The following is a 15,507-nucleotide window of genomic DNA, read 5'->3' on the forward strand; positions in this document are numbered from 1 at the left end:
GAGGCCGTGATAGCCTCCCCTCCAGCCGCAATCATAAGGCGTTCGGACGGGAGGATTTCATGAAAACCTATCAGCTCTACATCAACGGCGAGTATGTCGATCCCGCCAATGGCCAGTGGTTCGACTCGATCGATCCCTATCAGGGCAAGCCCTGGGCGAAGATTCCGCGCGGATCGGCGGCCGATGCCGACAAGGCCGTGAAGGCCGCCAACGAAGCGATGTGGCGCGGCCCGTGGGCGAAGATGACGGCCTCGGCCCGCGGCAAGGTGATGCGCAAGCTCGGCGACCTCGTCGCGGCGAATGCGGAGCGCCTCGCCGAGATCGAGGTGCGCGACAACGGCAAGCTGATGGCGGAGATGCTGGGCCAGTTGCGCTACCATCCGGAATGGTGGTGGTATTTTGGCGGGCTCGTCGACAAGCTGGAAGGTGGGCTCGTCCCGATCGACAAGGCCGACACCTTTGCCTACACGACGCATGAGCCGGTCGGCGTCGTCGCCGCGCTGACCGCCTGGAATTCGCCGCTGCTGTTTGTCGCCTGGAAGTGCGCCGCCGCACTCGCCGCCGGCTGTGCCGTGGTCGTCAAGCCATCGGAATTCACCTCGGCCAGCACGCTGGAATTCGCTGCACTGACGAAGGAAGCCGGAATTCCCGACGGCATCTTCAACGTCGTCACCGGCTTCGGTCCCGAGATCGGCAGCGAGCTGATCTCGCATCCCGGCGTCGCCAAGATCACCTTCACCGGCTCGGACACGACAGGCACGCGGGTCTATGAGACCGCGGCGCGCAGCCTGAAGCGCGTGTCGCTTGAGCTCGGCGGCAAATCACCCAACATCGTGTTCGAGGATGCCGATCTCGCCGCGGCCGCCGCCGGCGCCGTCTCTGGCATCTTCGCAGCGACGGGCCAGACCTGCATCGCCGGATCGCGGCTGCTGGTGCAGCGTTCGATCAAGGACAAGTTCGTGGACCGACTGCTCGAGCTCGCGCGCTCGGCCAAGATCGGCAATCCGATGCAGGCCGACACCAACATTGGTCCCGTCACGACGCCCGCTCAATACAAGAAGATCCTCGACTATATCGACATCGCCAAGGCCGAAGGTGCGCGCTGCCTGCTTGGTGGCAAGCCGGCCTCCGGCGAGGGCATCACCGGCGGTCAGTTCGTCGAGCCGACCATATTCACCGACGTCGACAACACGATGCGGATCGCGCGCGAGGAGGTGTTCGGGCCGGTGCTGTCGATCATTGCCTTCGACAATGAAGAGGACGCCATCCGCATCGCCAACGACACGATCTACGGTCTTGCGGCCGGCATCTGGACCCGCGACCTCGCGCGTGCCATTCGCGTGCCGAAGCAGCTGCGCGCCGGCACGGTCTGGGTGAACACCTATCGCGCGATCAGCTATATGATGCCGTTTGGCGGCATGAAGCATTCCGGCGTCGGCCGAGAGAGCGGCATCGATGCGGTGCGCGAATATCAGGAAACCAAGAGCGTGTGGATCTCGACGGCGACCGACGTGCCGGCGAATCCGTTCGTGATGCGGTGAGGGAGTAGCGGGCAGCTCGCCCGCAGCCATCCTTCGAGACGGCCGCCTTTGGCGGCCTCCTCAGGATGAGGTTTCGGGTTGTGGCGAGGTGCTAACCCTCATGGTGAGGAGCCCGCGAAGCGGGCATCTCGAACCATGGAGGCCGAGCTGGCTGCTGCTAACTCAGCCTGAACCTGATCCCGGCCTTCGCGAGGCCACCCGATATCCCGACCGGCGTGCCGTCCGCGCGCCAGCAGGCGGCGCCGGTCATGGTGCCGTCGTCGTGGAAGGCGATGCCGTTCATGCCGCCGGCGACTGTCGCGACGGGCTGCACCTTGTGGCCGAGCCCCGCGAGTCTTGCGCGCACGCTCTCCGGGACTTTCTGCTCGACTTCGAGCGCATTGCCTTCGGTCCAGACGCGCGGTGCCTCGACCGCCTCCTGCAAGCTCATGCCGTGGTCGATCAGATTGACCAGCGCCTGCATCGCGCTTGGGAAGATGCGCTTGCCCCCGGGCAGGCCGAGCGCGTAGCGCAGCTTGCCGCCGCTCAGCGCCATCATCGGTGACATCGAGGTCGTGACGCGCTTGCCCGGCGCCAGCGACAGCGCGTGGCCTGGACGCGGATCGAACAGGTTCATGTAGTTGTTGGCAATCGTGCCCAGGCCCGGAATCATGATCTTCGCGCCGAACAGATTGTTGATGGTCTGCGTGGTCGCGACCACGTTGCCGAACGCATCCGCGGCCGTCATGTGCGTGGTGTCTGCGGCTTCGAGCTGCGACACGCCGGCGCCCCAGGCCCGCGCCCGCGCGGGATCGATGGCGCGACGTCGCTCCTCCGCATAGGCCTTCGACGTCAGCCGCTCCACGGGGACGCCGACATAATCAGGATCGCCGCTGGCCGCCGCGCGATCGGCGAAGGCGATCTTCAGGACTTCGGCAAGATGGTGGATGGTCTCTGGCGTGCCGAAGCCGAGGCCGCCGATGTCGTAGCCCTCCAGAATGTTCAGCATCTGGGCGATGTGCACGCCGGAGGCCGCGGGCGGCGGCGGACCAAAGATGGTCCAGCCGCGGTAGTCGGCGCGGATCGGCTGTCGTTCGACGGTCCTGTAGCTGGTGAGATCGTTGCGGCGGATGAAGCCGCCGGCCTTTTGCATGTAGTCGACGAGAATGTCGCCGAGCGGCCCTTCGTAGAGCGCCTTCTCGCCGTGGTCGGCGATATACCGCAAGGTCTCGGCATATTCGGCCTGCACCACGCGCTCGCCGACCTTGAGCGGCTCGCCATCAGGCAGATAGATCGCCGCGATCGGCTTGTCCTTGCGCATCTCGGCGGCGCTCTCGCTGATGCATTCGTGCAAGTACGGCGTCGCCGCATAGCCGCGCGCGGCGTGCTTGATCGCGGGCTGCATGACGTCGGCGAGGCTCATGGTGCCGAACCTTTGTAGCGTCTCGCACCAGGCTTTCAGCGAGCCCGGCGTGGCGACCGCCTTCGGACCGTTGAGGTTTTCGTTGCCGACGGTGTCGAACACGTCATGGGCCGAGCCCGGCTTCGACGTGTAGGTGGTGTCACGCACCGCCGCAGGCACGGTGCTCTGGCCGTCGATGAAGCGGTGGCTGCCCTCGGCCAGACGTATGTGCGCCATGCCGCCGCCGATGATGCCGACCATCATCGGCTCGACCACGGTCAGCGTAAACAGGGTCGCGATCGCGGCGTCGATGGCGTTGCCGCCCGCGGCCAGCATCTCGGCGCCGGCGCTGGAGGCCAGTGGATGGTTGCTGACCACCATGCCGCGACTCGCGACCGCAGGCATCTTCTGGCATTCAAAAGTCGTCGCCGTCCGGTCGCGCCAGTTTCCGCCCATGCCCCATGCCCCTTTTATTCGCGGCGGCGAGCACATCACACGCGCGATTACGGGTCCAGTATTGGTACGGATTAGCTGGCATTCCCGATTCTGCCATCATCTTACCCGTTGATTCGGACATCCGCGGTCTTTGGACTGGGCAGGGCACGTCCTGAGCGAGAAGAGCTCAGCATCGAGAAGCGATGCACGTTCGCGTGGCGTTACTCAAAGACCCCAGGCATTCCAAAGGAAATCATCTTCCATGCATACGATCGTATTGGCCACCCAAAAGGGCGGCAGCGGCAAGAGCACGCTTGCCATCGGCCTCGCACTCGCAGCCAGGCAGGCCGGCTTCACCGTCCGCCTGATCGAAACCGACCCGCAGGGCACCCTGTCCAACTGGCACCGCCGCCGCAACAATGACGACATCGTCGTCGAGCCGATCTATCACGCGGCCAATATCGAGCCGCGCCTGAAGATGCTGGCCGACAGCGGCCTTCAGCTCGCGATCGTCGACACCGCGGCCGGCCTCAGCGCCGCCACCACCGCCGCGATACGTCATTCCGACCTGTGCCTGATCCCGGCCCGCCCGAGCGTGGCCGATATCGAGGCGACCGTCTCCACTCTCAGCGTCGCCCGCGCCTGGAAGCGGCCCTACAGCTTCGTGCTGAACCAGACGCCGATCCGCGGCCAGCGCATCGACAATGCCGCGAGCGCCCTCGCCGAGGAAGCCGCGCTCGATCTTTCCGAGGTGCTGGCACGCCCGCTGATCGTGATGCGCAACGACCACCAGGACTCGCTCGCGAGCGGCCTCGCCGTCAGCGAGTTCGCGCCGAACGGCAAGTCGGCGGACGAGATCCGCGGCCTCTGGCGCTGGATCGAGACCCGGCTCGAGCTCGAAGCCACGACCAATGTCCTGATCGACCAGGTCATCTCGACCGCGAACGGGATGTTGCATGTCGCCGCCGAGCTTTCGGCGGACGAGAGCACCACACTGGCGTCCTGAGCGGGGCGATCGCCCAGGCGTCAGACGGGCTCTTCGCCATCCGGTGAAAGAGCCCAAGCGACGAAGCAATCCGGCCCCCCAGCCCGGCCGGATTGCTTCGCTTCGCGTTTTTCGCGGATGCTCTATCCCGTCGTCATTGCGAGCGAAGCGAAGCAATTCAGTATCTTTTCCGCGGGAAAATTCTGGATTGCTTCGTCGCATCAGCGCAAAATTGCTACGCAATTTTGTCGCGAGCTCCTCGCAATGACGCTCGTGGTAGGCGCGTTACCCTTGCCGAGACTCACACGCCGTCGGCGCTCGCCTGATTCTCACTTCTGACATTTCGGACACCAGAACGTCGACCGGCCGTTCTGGGTGAAGCGCTTGACCGTGCCGCCGCAACCCGGCGTGGTGCATTTCTCGCCTTCGCGATCGTAGACCTTGAACGAGTGCTGGAAATAGCCGAGCTCGCCCGAGGTCTGGCGATGATCGCGCAGTGACGAGCCACCGGCCTTGATGGCGTCGTTCAGCACGGTGTGGATCGCACCAACCAGTCGCTTCGCATGATCCGTCGGCTCTCCCTTCTTGGTCGACAGCGTCGCGGCGATCCGGCGCGGTGACAGATGCGAGCGATGCAGGGCTTCGCAGACATAGATGTTGCCGAGCCCTGCGACCACGCGCTGGTCGAGCAGCGCGGCCTTCAGGCTCGTGGCCTTGTCTTCGCAGGACCGCGCCAGCATCGCGGCGTCGAATTCGTTGCCGAGCGGCTCGGGACCGAGCCCGCGCAGCAGCGGCTCCTCGTCGAGCGCGTTGCGCGCGATCACTTTCATGTAACCGAAACGGCGCGGGTCGTTGAACACGATGTCGGCGCCCGAGGACATCCGAAACAGCACGTGGTCGTGCGTGGAGTCTTTGCCCTTCGGATAGTGAAACTCGCCCGGCGCGGCCTCATTGTCCGGCTTGATGACGCGGAAGGAGCCCGACATGCCCAGATGCATCAGGAGCACGTCGCCGGAGGCGAGATCGGCCATGAGATATTTTGCACGGCGCCCGAGCCCGGTGACGACCTGGCCCTTCAGCCGGGCCACGAAATCCGGCTGGAACGGAAAGCGCAAATCCGGCCGGCGGGCCTCCGCATTGAGGATTTTCGCACCCTCCATGACGGGCTGAAGGCCGCGGCGGACGGTCTCGACTTCGGGCAATTCAGGCATGGTCAGGCATTCACCTTATGAGGGCGGTGTGATAGCGCCATTGCGGCGGGCAGGCTATGGTCCGCCTCGTGGAGTAGAGTAATGGATCGGCCGGGCGAAACCACGCATTTTGGCTTCAGGGACGTTCCCCTGGGGGACAAGCAGACGTTGGTGAACGATGTGTTTCACAGCGTGGCGTCGCGCTATGACCTGATGAACGACCTGATGTCCGGTGGCCTGCACCGGGTCTGGAAGGACATCATGATCAACGCGCTCAACCCGCCGCGGAGTGACCGGCCGTTCGCGCTGCTCGACGTTGCCGGCGGCACCGGCGACATCTCGTTCCGAGCCGCCAAGGCGGCGGGCCCGGGCTTCCATGCCACGGTCTGCGACATCAACACCGGGATGCTGGCCGTGGGCCGCGAGCGCGCGGCGAAGCGGCATCTCGAGACCCAGGTCGATTTCGTCGAGGGCAACGCCGAAACGCTCGCCTTCGCCGACTGCAGCTTTGATGCATATACGATCGCCTTCGGCATTCGCAATGTGCCGCGGATCGATCTGGCGCTGCACGAGGCCTACCGCGTGCTCAAGCCCGGCAGCCGCTTCCTGTGCCTGGAATTCTCCACCGTCGAGATGCCCGGGCTCGACCGGATCTATGATCTGTTCTCTTTCAAGGTGATCCCGCCGCTCGGCCGCATGGTCACGGGCGATGCCGAATCCTACCAATATCTCGTCGAATCGATCCGCAAATTTCCAAAACCCAACGCCTTCGCCGACATGATCCGCGACGCCGGCTTCGCCCGCGTCAGCTGGCAGACATTGTCGGGCGGGATCGTCGCACTGCATTCGGGCTGGCGTTTGTGATTTCTGCCTTCACCCACATTGTGCGCCTGATCCGCGCCGCGTTCGTCTTTGCGCGCGAGGGCGTGTTCGGCTCGGTCGATCCGAGCCTGGTGCCACCGCCCGGACAGCTGGCGCTGAAACTTGCGCGCGTCGTCGAGCGGCGCGGCCCGAAGCACGGACCGCGGATATCGCGTGCACTGACCCGGATGGGCCCGGCCTATCTCAAGCTCGGGCAATTTTTGGCAACGCGCCCCGACGTCGTCGGCGTCGTGATCGCGCGCGACCTCGAAAGCCTCCAGGACCGCCTGCCGCCGTTCTCGCAGGCCGAAGCGGAAGCCGCGATCGAGACGTCGCTGGAACGCCCCCTGAAGGACGTGTTCGCAAGCTTCAGCGCGCCGGTCGCGGCCGCCTCGATCGCGCAGGTGCATCGTGGCGAGGTCTTGCGCGACGGCATCCGCAAGCCGGTCGCCATCAAGGTGCTGCGGCCGAACGTTGCTGCGCGCTTCCGCCGCGATCTCTCCGATTTCTTCTTCGTCGCGCACAAGGCCGAGGCCTATTCATCCGAGGCGCGGCGCCTGCGACTGATCGAGGTCATCAACACCATGTCGCGCTCGGTCGCGATGGAGATGGACCTGCGGCTCGAGGCTGCGGCGCTGTCCGAGATGGCGGAGAACACGCGCGACGATCCTGATTTTCGCGTGCCGACCGTCGACTGGGACCGCACCACGCACAACGTGCTGACGATGGAGTGGATCGACGGCATCGCGCTGAACGATCACAAGCGCCTGGCAGAGGCGCAGGTCGACCTGCCCGATCTCGGCCGCAAGGTGATCCAGAGTTTTCTGCGCCACGCGCTGCGCGACGGCTTTTTCCATGCCGACATGCATCCGGGCAATCTGTTCCTGGATGACGCCGGCCGTCTCGTCGCGGTCGATTTCGGGATCATGGGCCGGCTCGGGATGAAGGAGCGGCGCTTCCTCGCGGAGATCCTGCTCGGCTTCATCACCCGCGATTATCGCCGCGTCGCCGAGGTGCATTTCGAGGCGGGCTATGTGCCGGCACATCACTCGGTCGAGAATTTCGCGCAAGCCATCCGCGCCATCGGCGAGCCGATCCACAACCGCACGGCCGAAGAAATCTCGATGGCGCGGCTGCTGACGCTGCTGCTCGAGGTCACCGGTCTGTTCGACATGACAACGCGGCCCGAGCTGATCCTGCTGCAGAAGACCATGGTGGTGGTCGAGGGCGTGGCGCGCGGCTTCGATCCCAAGCTCGACATCTGGAAGGTCGCCGATCCCGTGGTGCGCGAGTGGATCGAGCGCAATCTCGGTCCGATCGGCCGCGTCCAGGGCGCGCTTTCGGGCGGCGGCGATCTGGCGCGCATCCTGATGCGTCTTCCGGACATCGCCGCGCGTTCAGTCGCGGTGCTCGAGCAGCTCGAGACCATGACGCGGGAAGGCCTCCGGTTGTCGCCGGAGAGCATCGCGGCGATGGGCCGCAGCGAAGGCCGCAAGAACCGCTGGCGCACCGTGGCGCTCTGGATCATCGCCGCCACCTTCATCGGAATCCTGATCGCCGTCCGGAATCTTTGATTGCACTGCAATCATGCGGATGATAGCATCGCTATCATTCCGTGCTGGAGGGCGTCGTGGCAAGCCTGACCATCCGCAAGCTCGATGAGGGCGTCAAAACCTATCTGCGCCTGCGTTCGGCCAAGAACCGCAGGTCGGTCGAGGAAGAGGTCCGCATCATCCTGGGCGAGCTGATCCAGGGCCACGAGGAGCCGCTGACGCCGATGGCGGCGCCCCCAGATCACGCTCCGGCCCCTGTCTCCCAGCGCACCGGCGCCCTCCCCGAGGCCAGCGTCACCCTGATCATCGGCGGCGGGATCGCGGCCTACAAGTCGCTCGACCTGATCCGGAGGCTCAAGGAGCGCCGCGTCGAGGTCCGCTGCGTGCTGACCAAGGCGGCGCAACAATTCGTCACGCCGCTGGCCGTCAGCGCGCTGTCGCATGAGCGCGTCTACACCGACCTGTTCGACCCCCAGAGCGAGTTCGACGCCGGCCATATCCGCCTCGCGCGCGACTGCGACCTGATCGTGGTGGCACCCGCGACCGCCGACCTGATGGCGAAGATGGCCAACGGCCATGCCGACGATCTCGCCAGCGCCATCCTGCTCGCGACCAACCGCAAGGTTCTGCTGGCGCCGGCGATGAATCCGCTGATGTGGAACAACGCGGCGACCCGGCGCAACGTCGCGCAGCTTCAGCGTGACGGCGTGGTGCTGATCGGCCCGAATTCCGGCGAGATGGCCGAGGCGGGCGAAGCCGGAATCGGCCGCATGTCCGAGGCGATCGAGATCGCCACCGCCGCCGAACGGCTGCTGCGGCCGCCGGTGCCGCGCCCGCTTGCCGGCAAGCGCGTGCTGATCACCGCGGGCCCGACGCATGAGCCGATCGACCCGGTGCGCTACATCGCCAACCGCTCCTCCGGCAAGCAGGGCTTTGCCATCGCCGCCGCCGCGCAGGCCGCGGGCGCCGAGGTGATCCTGGTGAGCGGCCCGGTCGATCTCGGCGATCCCCAGGGCGTGACCGTGAAGCATGTGGAATCGGCGCGGCAGATGCTGGAGCAGGTGCAGGCGGCGCTTCCGGCTGACATCGCGATCTTCGCCGCCGCGGTCGCCGATTGGCGGGTTGCCAGTGAGGGCGAGCAGAAGCTGAAGAAGACCTCGGCCGGCATGCCACCGCTTCAGCTGGTCGAAAACCCCGATATCCTGGCGACGATTTCGAAGCTGACCGACAACCGCCCGCCTCTGGTGATCGGCTTCGCCGCCGAGACCGAGCATCTCATCGACAACGCCAAATCCAAGCTTGCCCGCAAGGGCTGCGACTGGATCGTCGCCAACGACGTTTCGCCGGCCACCGGCGTGATGGGCGGCGACCGCAACACCGTGCACCTGATAACCCGCAAGAAGGGTGAGGAGGACGGCGAGATTGCAGTTGATTCCTGGCCGGTGATGACCAAGGAACAGGTCGCCATCGAACTGGTCGCGCATGTCGCTAGAAGCGTGACCGGCAAATCCCGGGAGCCGGCATCTTGAGCACGAAAGTCACGGTCGAACTGCAACGCCTGGGTCATGCCGAGGGCCTGCCGCTGCCGGTCTATCAGACCGCCGAGGCCGCAGGCCTCGACCTGATGGCCGCGGTACCGGACGGCGAGCCGATGACGCTCGCCCCCGGCCAATATGCGCTGGTGCCGACGGGCCTCGCGATCGCGCTCCCGCCCGGGCACGAGGCCCAGGTGCGACCGCGCTCGGGACTTGCCGCCAAGCACGGCGTCACCGTGCTGAACTCGCCCGGCACGATCGATGCGGACTATCGCGGTGAGATCAAGGTGATCCTGATCAATCACGGCGCAACGCCCTTCGTGGTCAAGCGCGGCGAGCGCATCGCGCAGATGGTGATTGCACCGGTGGTGCAGGCCGCGCTGGTTCCCGTGGCGACATTGTCCGCAACCGATCGCGGCGCCGGCGGCTTCGGCTCGACCGGGCGCTAACGCACGATAATTCCAGCCGAATCATCCCGAAGAACGACGTGGGTTGGAACCGCGCCCCGGCATTTTTGTGGGACCGCCTTTGCGTTCACGATCTGGACTCTTACCGCTGGAGTCGCGGTGGGGGTATTGTCTTTTGATTCGCGCGCGGCGGGGGTCGCCGCGTGCAAATCCGTGCGATCTTGGGGCAACTATGTCAGGCGTGATCGTGTCGATGCGTCGGACGCTGCTGTCGTGCACATCGCTCGTGCGCAACGGCTTGTTGGGAGGCGCCCTCGCGGCGCTGCTGCCGGCTGCGCCGGCTGAGGCTGCCGACCTCGTCGACACTCTTTCCATAATGCTGGACTTCAACCGGCAGGAACTTGCGGTGCTCGCCACCGCGCTCGCGCTGCTCGGCTTCTCGGTCGTGGCCGCGATCCTGTTGATGCGCACACGCGTGCGCACGGCGAACAACGAGGCGCGGCTGCGCGCGCGAATTGGGGAACTGCAACTCCAGTCCGATCGTTTCGGCGCGCTGCTGTTCGCCGAGCCGCAGATCCTGATCTCCTGGCCGGCCGGCGACAATCGCGCGCAGATCTCCGGCGACTTCTCCATGGTGCTGCCGCGCGATTCCTCCCCGCAGCGCGTGCTCGCGTTCGGAACATGGCTGCCGCCGGAACCCGCGCTCCAGATGGATCACGCGGTCGATGCGTTGCGTGATCGCGGCGACGGGTTCCAGCTGACGCTGACCACCGCGCACGGCCACACGCTGGAGGCCATCGGCCGCGCCATCGGCGGCCAGGCCATTGTCCGGATTCGCGAACTCTCCGGACTCCGGCGCGATCTGGCCGAGACCAATCTGCGCTACAAGGCGCTCGCCGACGAGACCGAGATGCTGCGCGGCTTTGCCGCCGCCGCGCCCTGGCCGATCTGGGCCAAGGCCGAGAACGGCGCCCTGGCCTACGCCAATCCGGCCTATGTGCGCGCGACCGAGGCGAACAGCGTCACCGATGCCCAGGAGCGCAAGCTCGAGCTGCTCGACAGCGCCGACCGCACCGCGATGGAGCGGGGCCTGAAGGACGCGGCCAATTTCGCCTCGCGGCTGCCGATCGTGATCGGCGGCGAGCGGCGCATGTACGACGTCCGCGCCGTCAAGGTCGGCAGCGGCAATGTCGGCGTCGCCATCGACGCCAGCGAGGCGGATGCGCTGAGCTCGGCGCTGGTGCGGATGGCGGAGGCGCATCGCCGCACGCTGGACCAGCTCTCGTCGGGCGTCGCCGTGTTCGACGGCCATCGCCGGCTCGCCTTCTACAACGATTCCTACCGCCGGCTGTGGGACCTCGATCGCACCTTCCTCGACGCCAATCCCGACGATTCCAGCGTGCTCGACCAGCTCCGCGCCGCGCGCAAATTGCCGGAGCAGCCGGACTTCCGCGCCTGGAAGGCCAAGCTGCACGACGCCTATCGCGCGGTCGAGACCGCCAAGGACACCTGGTACCTGCCCGACGGCCGCGCGCTCTCCGTCGTCACCACGCCGAATCCGGAAGGCGGCGTCACCTATCTGTTCGACGACGTCACCGAAAGCCTCGAGCTCGCCCGCCGCTTCGACGGCATGATCCGCGTCCAGCGCGAGACGCTGGACAGCCTCGCCGAGGGCGTCGCGGTGTTCGGCAGCAACGGCAAGGCGCAGCTGTTCAACCCGGCCTTCGTCCGGATGTGGAAGCTGTCGAGCGACGCCATGCGCGACGAGCCACACATCCAGACCGTCGAAGGCTGGTGCCATCAGCTGTTCGACGACCCCGTGGTCTGGCGCCAGATCCGCGAGGCCGTCACCTCGATCGAGAGCCGCGCCGACGTGCCGCTGAAGCTGGAGCGCAAGGACGGCAGCGTGCTCGACGGCATGATCCGGCCGCTGCATGACGGCGCCACCATGCTGACATTCCAGGACATCACCGACACCGAGAACGTCGAGCGTGCGCTGCGCGAGCGCAACGAGGCGCTGGAGGCTGCCGACCAGATGAAGGTGGATTTCGTCCACCACGTCTCCTACGAGTTGCGCTCGCCGCTCACCACCATCATCGGCTTCGCGCATTTCCTCAGCGATCCCTCCACCGGGCCGCTGACGCCGAAACAGGCCGAATATCTCGACTACGTCACCAAATCGACCAATGCGCTGCTGGCGCTGACCAACAACATCCTGGATCTCGCCACCATCGACGCCGGCGCCATGAAGCTGGAACTCGGACCGGTCGACGTCAGCAAGACCATCGAGCTCGCCGCCGAGGGCATCCAGGACCGTCTTGCCACCGACCGCATCCGCCTCAAGGTCGAGATCGCGCCCGATGTCGGCAGCTTCGTCGGCGACGAGAAGCGCGTGGTGCAGGTGCTCTATAACCTCCTCGCCAACGCCGTCGGGTTTTCTCCACAGGATTCCACCGTCGGCATCAGCGCGCGGCGCACCGAACGCAGCGTGGTCTTCACTGTGACAGATTCCGGGCCTGGAATACCTGCCGACATGAAGGACAAGGTGTTCAACTGGTTCGAAAGCCGCTCGCAGGGGTCGCGTCACCGCGGCGCCGGGCTCGGCCTGTCGCTGGTGCGCTCCTTCGTCGAGCTGCATGGCGGCAAGGTGCGGGTGGATTCGATCGTCGGCCGGGGCACGGTCGTGATCTGCGATTTCCCGACCGACCAGGCGGCGCATCGCGACGCCGCCGAATGACTGAACCAACCACATTCTCCGTCGCGCTTGTCAACGAGACGGCGACCGCGCAATTGATGGCCGATCTCGCCCTGCTGGTCGGCCCCGGCGACGTCATCACCCTCACCGGCGATCTCGGTGCCGGCAAGACCGCGGCCGCCCGCGCCATGATCCGCTATCTCGCGGGCGACGAGGCGCTGGAAGTCCCGAGCCCGACCTTCACCCTGGTGCAGGGTTACGAGCTGCCGCCGTTTCCGGTGGTGCATGCCGATCTCTACCGGGTCGAGAACGAGAGCGAGCTCGAGGAGATCGGCCTGTCGCCGCTCCCCGATGCGACGCTCGTCCTGATCGAATGGCCGGAGCGCGCGCCGTCGGCGATGCCGCAAGACCGCATCGACATCGCGCTGACGCACCGGCCGGCGCTGGGCTCGAATGCACGCGCCGCCGACATCACCGGTCATGGCAAGGCCGCCGCCACTATTGCGCGGCTGAAGGCGCTACGCGACTTCCTCGATACATCCGGCTACATGGATGCAACGCGCAAGCGCATGGCCGGCGATGCCTCGACCCGCTCCTACGCGCGACTGCTGCGCGACGACGAGATCGTCATCCTCATGAACTTTCCGCAGCGGCCCGACGGCGCTGCGATGTACGGCGGAAAATCCTACAGCGCCGCGGTGCATCTTGCCGAGAACGTAAAACCGTTCGTCGCCATCGACGAAGGCCTGCGCGCGCAAGGCATCTCCGCGCCCGCGATCCATCACTCCGATCTCGACCACGGCTTCCTGATCACCGAAGATTTTGGCAGCGAAGGCGTGATCGAAGGCGATCCACCGCGCCCGATCGCCGAGCGCTATGAGGCCGCGACCGACGCATTGGCCGCGCTGCACGGCAAGACGCTGCCGGAGACGTTGCCGCTGGCGGACCAGACTTACGCCATTCCGGTCTTCGACACCGAGGCGCTGCTGATCGAGATCGGGCTGATGCCAGAATGGTATCTGCCCGACCGCAATGCGCCGCTGAGCGAGGAGAAGCGCGCAGAGTTTTTCGCGATGTGGCGCGAGCTGCTGAAGAAGCCGCTGGCCGCGCCGAAGAGCTGGATCATCCGCGACTACCACTCGCCCAATCTGATCTGGCTCGCTGACCGCGCCGGCATCGCGCGCGTCGGCGTGATCGACTTCCAAGACACCGTGCTCGGACCGCGATCCTACGATGTCGTCTCGCTGCTCCAGGATGCCCGCATCGATGTGCCCGAAAACCTCGAGCTGACGCTGCTGTCGCGCTACATCAAGGCGCGCCGCGCGGATGATGCGAGCTTCGATCCGGCCGGCTTCGCCGAGCTCTACGCCATCATGTCGGCGCAGCGGAACACACGCCTGCTTGGCACCTTCGCCCGCCTCAACCGCCGCGACGGTAAGCCGCATTATCTGCGTCACCAGCCGCGGATCTGGACCTACCTCCAGCGCTCGCTGGCGCATCCGGCGCTTGGCCCCTTGCGCGACTGGTATCTCGCCAACGTCCCGCCGCCCCAAGAGGCACCCCAGGAAACGCCCCAAGAAACGTCCCAAGCGCCTCTGCAAGCCTGATTCGCGGCCCGATTTACCGGCTGTTAGCCATCGCATTGGTATCATGGCCCGCAGGCAGCCGGACAATGACGGGGCTGGAGCAGGGCAGATGGCGGTGAAGACGGACCAGCGCGGCAACAACCGGGTTGTTTTCGAGCGCGGGATTCCGGCCCAGATGATGGGAATCGACGGCACCTGGCGGCGCGACTGCACCATGGAGGACGTCTCCGAAAGCGGCGCCAAGCTGACCATCGACGGCTCGGTCGAAGGCCTGCATCTGAAGGAATTTTTTCTCCTGCTGTCGTCGACGGGACTTGCTTACCGGCGCTGCGAACTGGCCTGGGTCAATGGTGACCAGATCGGCGTCAATTTCCTCAAGCTCGGCGACAAGAAGAAAAAGGCGCGTCCCACATCCGTCGGGGCGTGACGGCAACACCCGTCGTACAACCGTCACGGCAGGTCATTAAGGCGGTTAAGACGCGGTGCGGCTGATTGCGGTCCGTGCTAGGCTTGCTGCAACGCGAACTTCTTCTGAGTCAAGCTTCCGAGAAAGACGAGTCTGAGAAAGCGAACGATGTCCGTCAATCCGACCAAAGCCATGGTGCTCGCCGCAGGGTTCGGCCTGCGCATGCGTCCGTTGACGGAGAAGATGCCGAAGCCGCTGGTGCCGGTGGCTGGCCAGCCGCTGCTGGACCATGTGCTCGACAAGCTCGGCGACGCCGGCGTGACCGAGGCGATCGTCAATGTGCACTATCTGCCGGACCAGATCATCAATCACACCGCATCCCGCCAGCATCCGCGCGTAACCATCTCGGACGAGCGCGACCAGGTGCTCGGCACCGGTGGCGGCGTGGTCAAGGCGCTGCCGCTACTCGGCGATGCGCCGTTCTTCCACGTCAATTCCGACACGCTGTGGATCGACGGCGTACGCTCGAACCTGGCGCGGCTTGCCGAAAACTTCGACCCCGCGCGAATGGACATCCTGCTGCTGATGGCGCCGACCGCGACCAGCATCGGCTATAGCGGCCGCGGCGACTACGGCATGCTGCCCGACGGCGCCCTGCGCAAGCGCAAGGAAAAAGAGGTCGTCCCGTTCGTCTATGCCGGCGCCGCGATCCTGTCGCCCTCGATCTTCGCCGACGCACCGCAGGGTGAGTTCTCGCTGACCAAAATGTTCGACCGCGCCAACGAGCAGGAGCGGCTGTTCGGCCTCCGCCTCGACGGCGTCTGGATGCATGTCGGCACGCCCGACGCGGTGCATGCCGCGGAAGAGGCGTTTCTGGAGAGCGTGGCGTAAGCTAGCCTCGAAGACGGTGCCGTAGGGTGGGCAAAGCGAAG

The 15,507-nt window shown here is 65.9% G+C and carries 12 protein-coding genes; 10 read left to right on the forward strand and 2 right to left on the reverse strand.

All coding sequences use genetic code 11. From position 1 onward, the window contains the following. Positions 1 to 59 precede the first annotated feature (59 nt). Positions 60 to 1,541 (forward strand): aldehyde dehydrogenase, encoded by a 1,482-nt coding sequence (locus tag NLM15_RS00340; protein ID WP_254114680.1) that lies wholly within the window; start codon positions 60 to 62, stop codon positions 1,539 to 1,541. Positions 1,542 to 1,698: 157 nt separating this feature from the next. Here NLM15_RS00340 and ggt read toward each other — a convergent pair whose 3' ends face one another. Continuing rightward, a complete protein-coding gene (gene ggt, locus NLM15_RS00345) occupies positions 1,699 to 3,378 on the reverse strand; it encodes a gamma-glutamyltransferase (protein ID WP_254114681.1) in 1,680 nt (559 codons plus the stop codon). 241 nt (positions 3,379 to 3,619) lie between these two features. On the opposite strand from ggt, the gene NLM15_RS00350 reads away from it, so the two are divergent. Beyond that, entirely contained in the window at positions 3,620 to 4,363 is a 744-nt protein-coding gene (locus tag NLM15_RS00350; RefSeq protein ID WP_254114682.1) for a ParA family protein, read from the forward strand. Positions 4,364 to 4,671: 308 nt separating this feature from the next. On the opposite strand, the gene mutM is transcribed toward NLM15_RS00350, so the two are convergent. Next, positions 4,672 to 5,553: a bifunctional DNA-formamidopyrimidine glycosylase/DNA-(apurinic or apyrimidinic site) lyase gene (mutM, locus tag NLM15_RS00355; protein WP_254114683.1), complete on the reverse strand. Its 882-nt coding sequence runs from the start codon at positions 5,551 to 5,553 to the stop codon at positions 4,672 to 4,674. 81 nt (positions 5,554 to 5,634) lie between these two features. On the opposite strand from mutM, the gene ubiE reads away from it, so the two are divergent. The 8 genes from ubiE to NLM15_RS00395 all read left to right on the forward strand — a co-directional run bounded on the left by ubiE (position 5,635) and on the right by NLM15_RS00395 (position 15,466). Further along, entirely contained in the window at positions 5,635 to 6,396 is a 762-nt protein-coding gene (gene ubiE / locus NLM15_RS00360) for a bifunctional demethylmenaquinone methyltransferase/2-methoxy-6-polyprenyl-1,4-benzoquinol methylase UbiE (protein WP_254114684.1), read from the forward strand. After that, positions 6,393 to 7,967, forward strand: a complete 1,575-nt coding sequence (gene ubiB, locus NLM15_RS00365) for a 2-polyprenylphenol 6-hydroxylase (protein WP_254114685.1) — start codon at positions 6,393 to 6,395, stop codon at positions 7,965 to 7,967. Before ubiE ends, ubiB begins: the two co-directional genes overlap by 4 nt. Positions 7,968 to 8,023: 56 nt before the next feature. After that, complete coding sequence (coaBC, locus tag NLM15_RS00370; protein ID WP_254114686.1) at positions 8,024 to 9,475, forward strand: bifunctional phosphopantothenoylcysteine decarboxylase/phosphopantothenate--cysteine ligase CoaBC; 1,452 nt, start codon at positions 8,024 to 8,026, stop codon at positions 9,473 to 9,475. Next, on the forward strand, positions 9,472 to 9,930 hold the full coding sequence (gene dut, locus NLM15_RS00375) for a dUTP diphosphatase (RefSeq protein WP_254114687.1): 459 nt from the start codon (positions 9,472 to 9,474) through the stop codon (positions 9,928 to 9,930). The genes coaBC and dut overlap by 4 nt, the downstream gene beginning before the upstream one ends. 190 nt (positions 9,931 to 10,120) lie before the next feature. After that, positions 10,121 to 12,625 (forward strand): PAS domain-containing sensor histidine kinase, encoded by a 2,505-nt coding sequence (locus NLM15_RS00380; protein ID WP_254114688.1) that lies wholly within the window; start codon positions 10,121 to 10,123, stop codon positions 12,623 to 12,625. Next, on the forward strand, positions 12,622 to 14,190 hold the full coding sequence (gene tsaE / locus NLM15_RS00385; RefSeq protein WP_254114689.1) for a tRNA (adenosine(37)-N6)-threonylcarbamoyltransferase complex ATPase subunit type 1 TsaE: 1,569 nt from the start codon (positions 12,622 to 12,624) through the stop codon (positions 14,188 to 14,190). Before NLM15_RS00380 ends, tsaE begins: the two co-directional genes overlap by 4 nt. A gap of 88 nt (positions 14,191 to 14,278) precedes the next feature. Beyond that, positions 14,279 to 14,596, forward strand: coding sequence for a PilZ domain-containing protein (locus NLM15_RS00390; protein ID WP_254114690.1), 318 nt, complete (start codon positions 14,279 to 14,281; stop codon positions 14,594 to 14,596). Positions 14,597 to 14,743: 147 nt separating this feature from the next. After that, entirely contained in the window at positions 14,744 to 15,466 is a 723-nt protein-coding gene (locus tag NLM15_RS00395; RefSeq protein WP_254114691.1) for a nucleotidyltransferase family protein, read from the forward strand. Positions 15,467 to 15,507 lie beyond the last annotated feature (41 nt).

The organism is Bradyrhizobium sp. CCGB20 (genome assembly GCF_024199855.1).
Taxonomy (GTDB): domain Bacteria; phylum Pseudomonadota; class Alphaproteobacteria; order Rhizobiales; family Xanthobacteraceae; genus Bradyrhizobium.

What these genes read in the sequence shown, in the direction of transcription:
- NLM15_RS00340 (WP_254114680.1), top strand. Translation starts at nt 60, where the DNA reads ATGAAAACCTATCAGCTCTACATCAACGGCGAGTATGTCGATCCCGCC.
- ggt (WP_254114681.1), bottom strand. Translation starts at nt 3,378, where the DNA reads ATGGGCGGAAACTGGCGCGACCGGACGGCGACGACTTTTGAATGCCAG.
- NLM15_RS00350 (WP_254114682.1), top strand. Translation starts at nt 3,620, where the DNA reads ATGCATACGATCGTATTGGCCACCCAAAAGGGCGGCAGCGGCAAGAGC.
- mutM (WP_254114683.1), bottom strand. Translation starts at nt 5,553, where the DNA reads ATGCCTGAATTGCCCGAAGTCGAGACCGTCCGCCGCGGCCTTCAGCCC.
- ubiE (WP_254114684.1), top strand. Translation starts at nt 5,635, where the DNA reads ATGGATCGGCCGGGCGAAACCACGCATTTTGGCTTCAGGGACGTTCCC.
- NLM15_RS00380 (WP_254114688.1), top strand. Translation starts at nt 10,121, where the DNA reads ATGTCAGGCGTGATCGTGTCGATGCGTCGGACGCTGCTGTCGTGCACA.
- tsaE (WP_254114689.1), top strand. Translation starts at nt 12,622, where the DNA reads ATGACTGAACCAACCACATTCTCCGTCGCGCTTGTCAACGAGACGGCG.
- NLM15_RS00390 (WP_254114690.1), top strand. Translation starts at nt 14,279, where the DNA reads ATGGCGGTGAAGACGGACCAGCGCGGCAACAACCGGGTTGTTTTCGAG.
- NLM15_RS00395 (WP_254114691.1), top strand. Translation starts at nt 14,744, where the DNA reads ATGTCCGTCAATCCGACCAAAGCCATGGTGCTCGCCGCAGGGTTCGGC.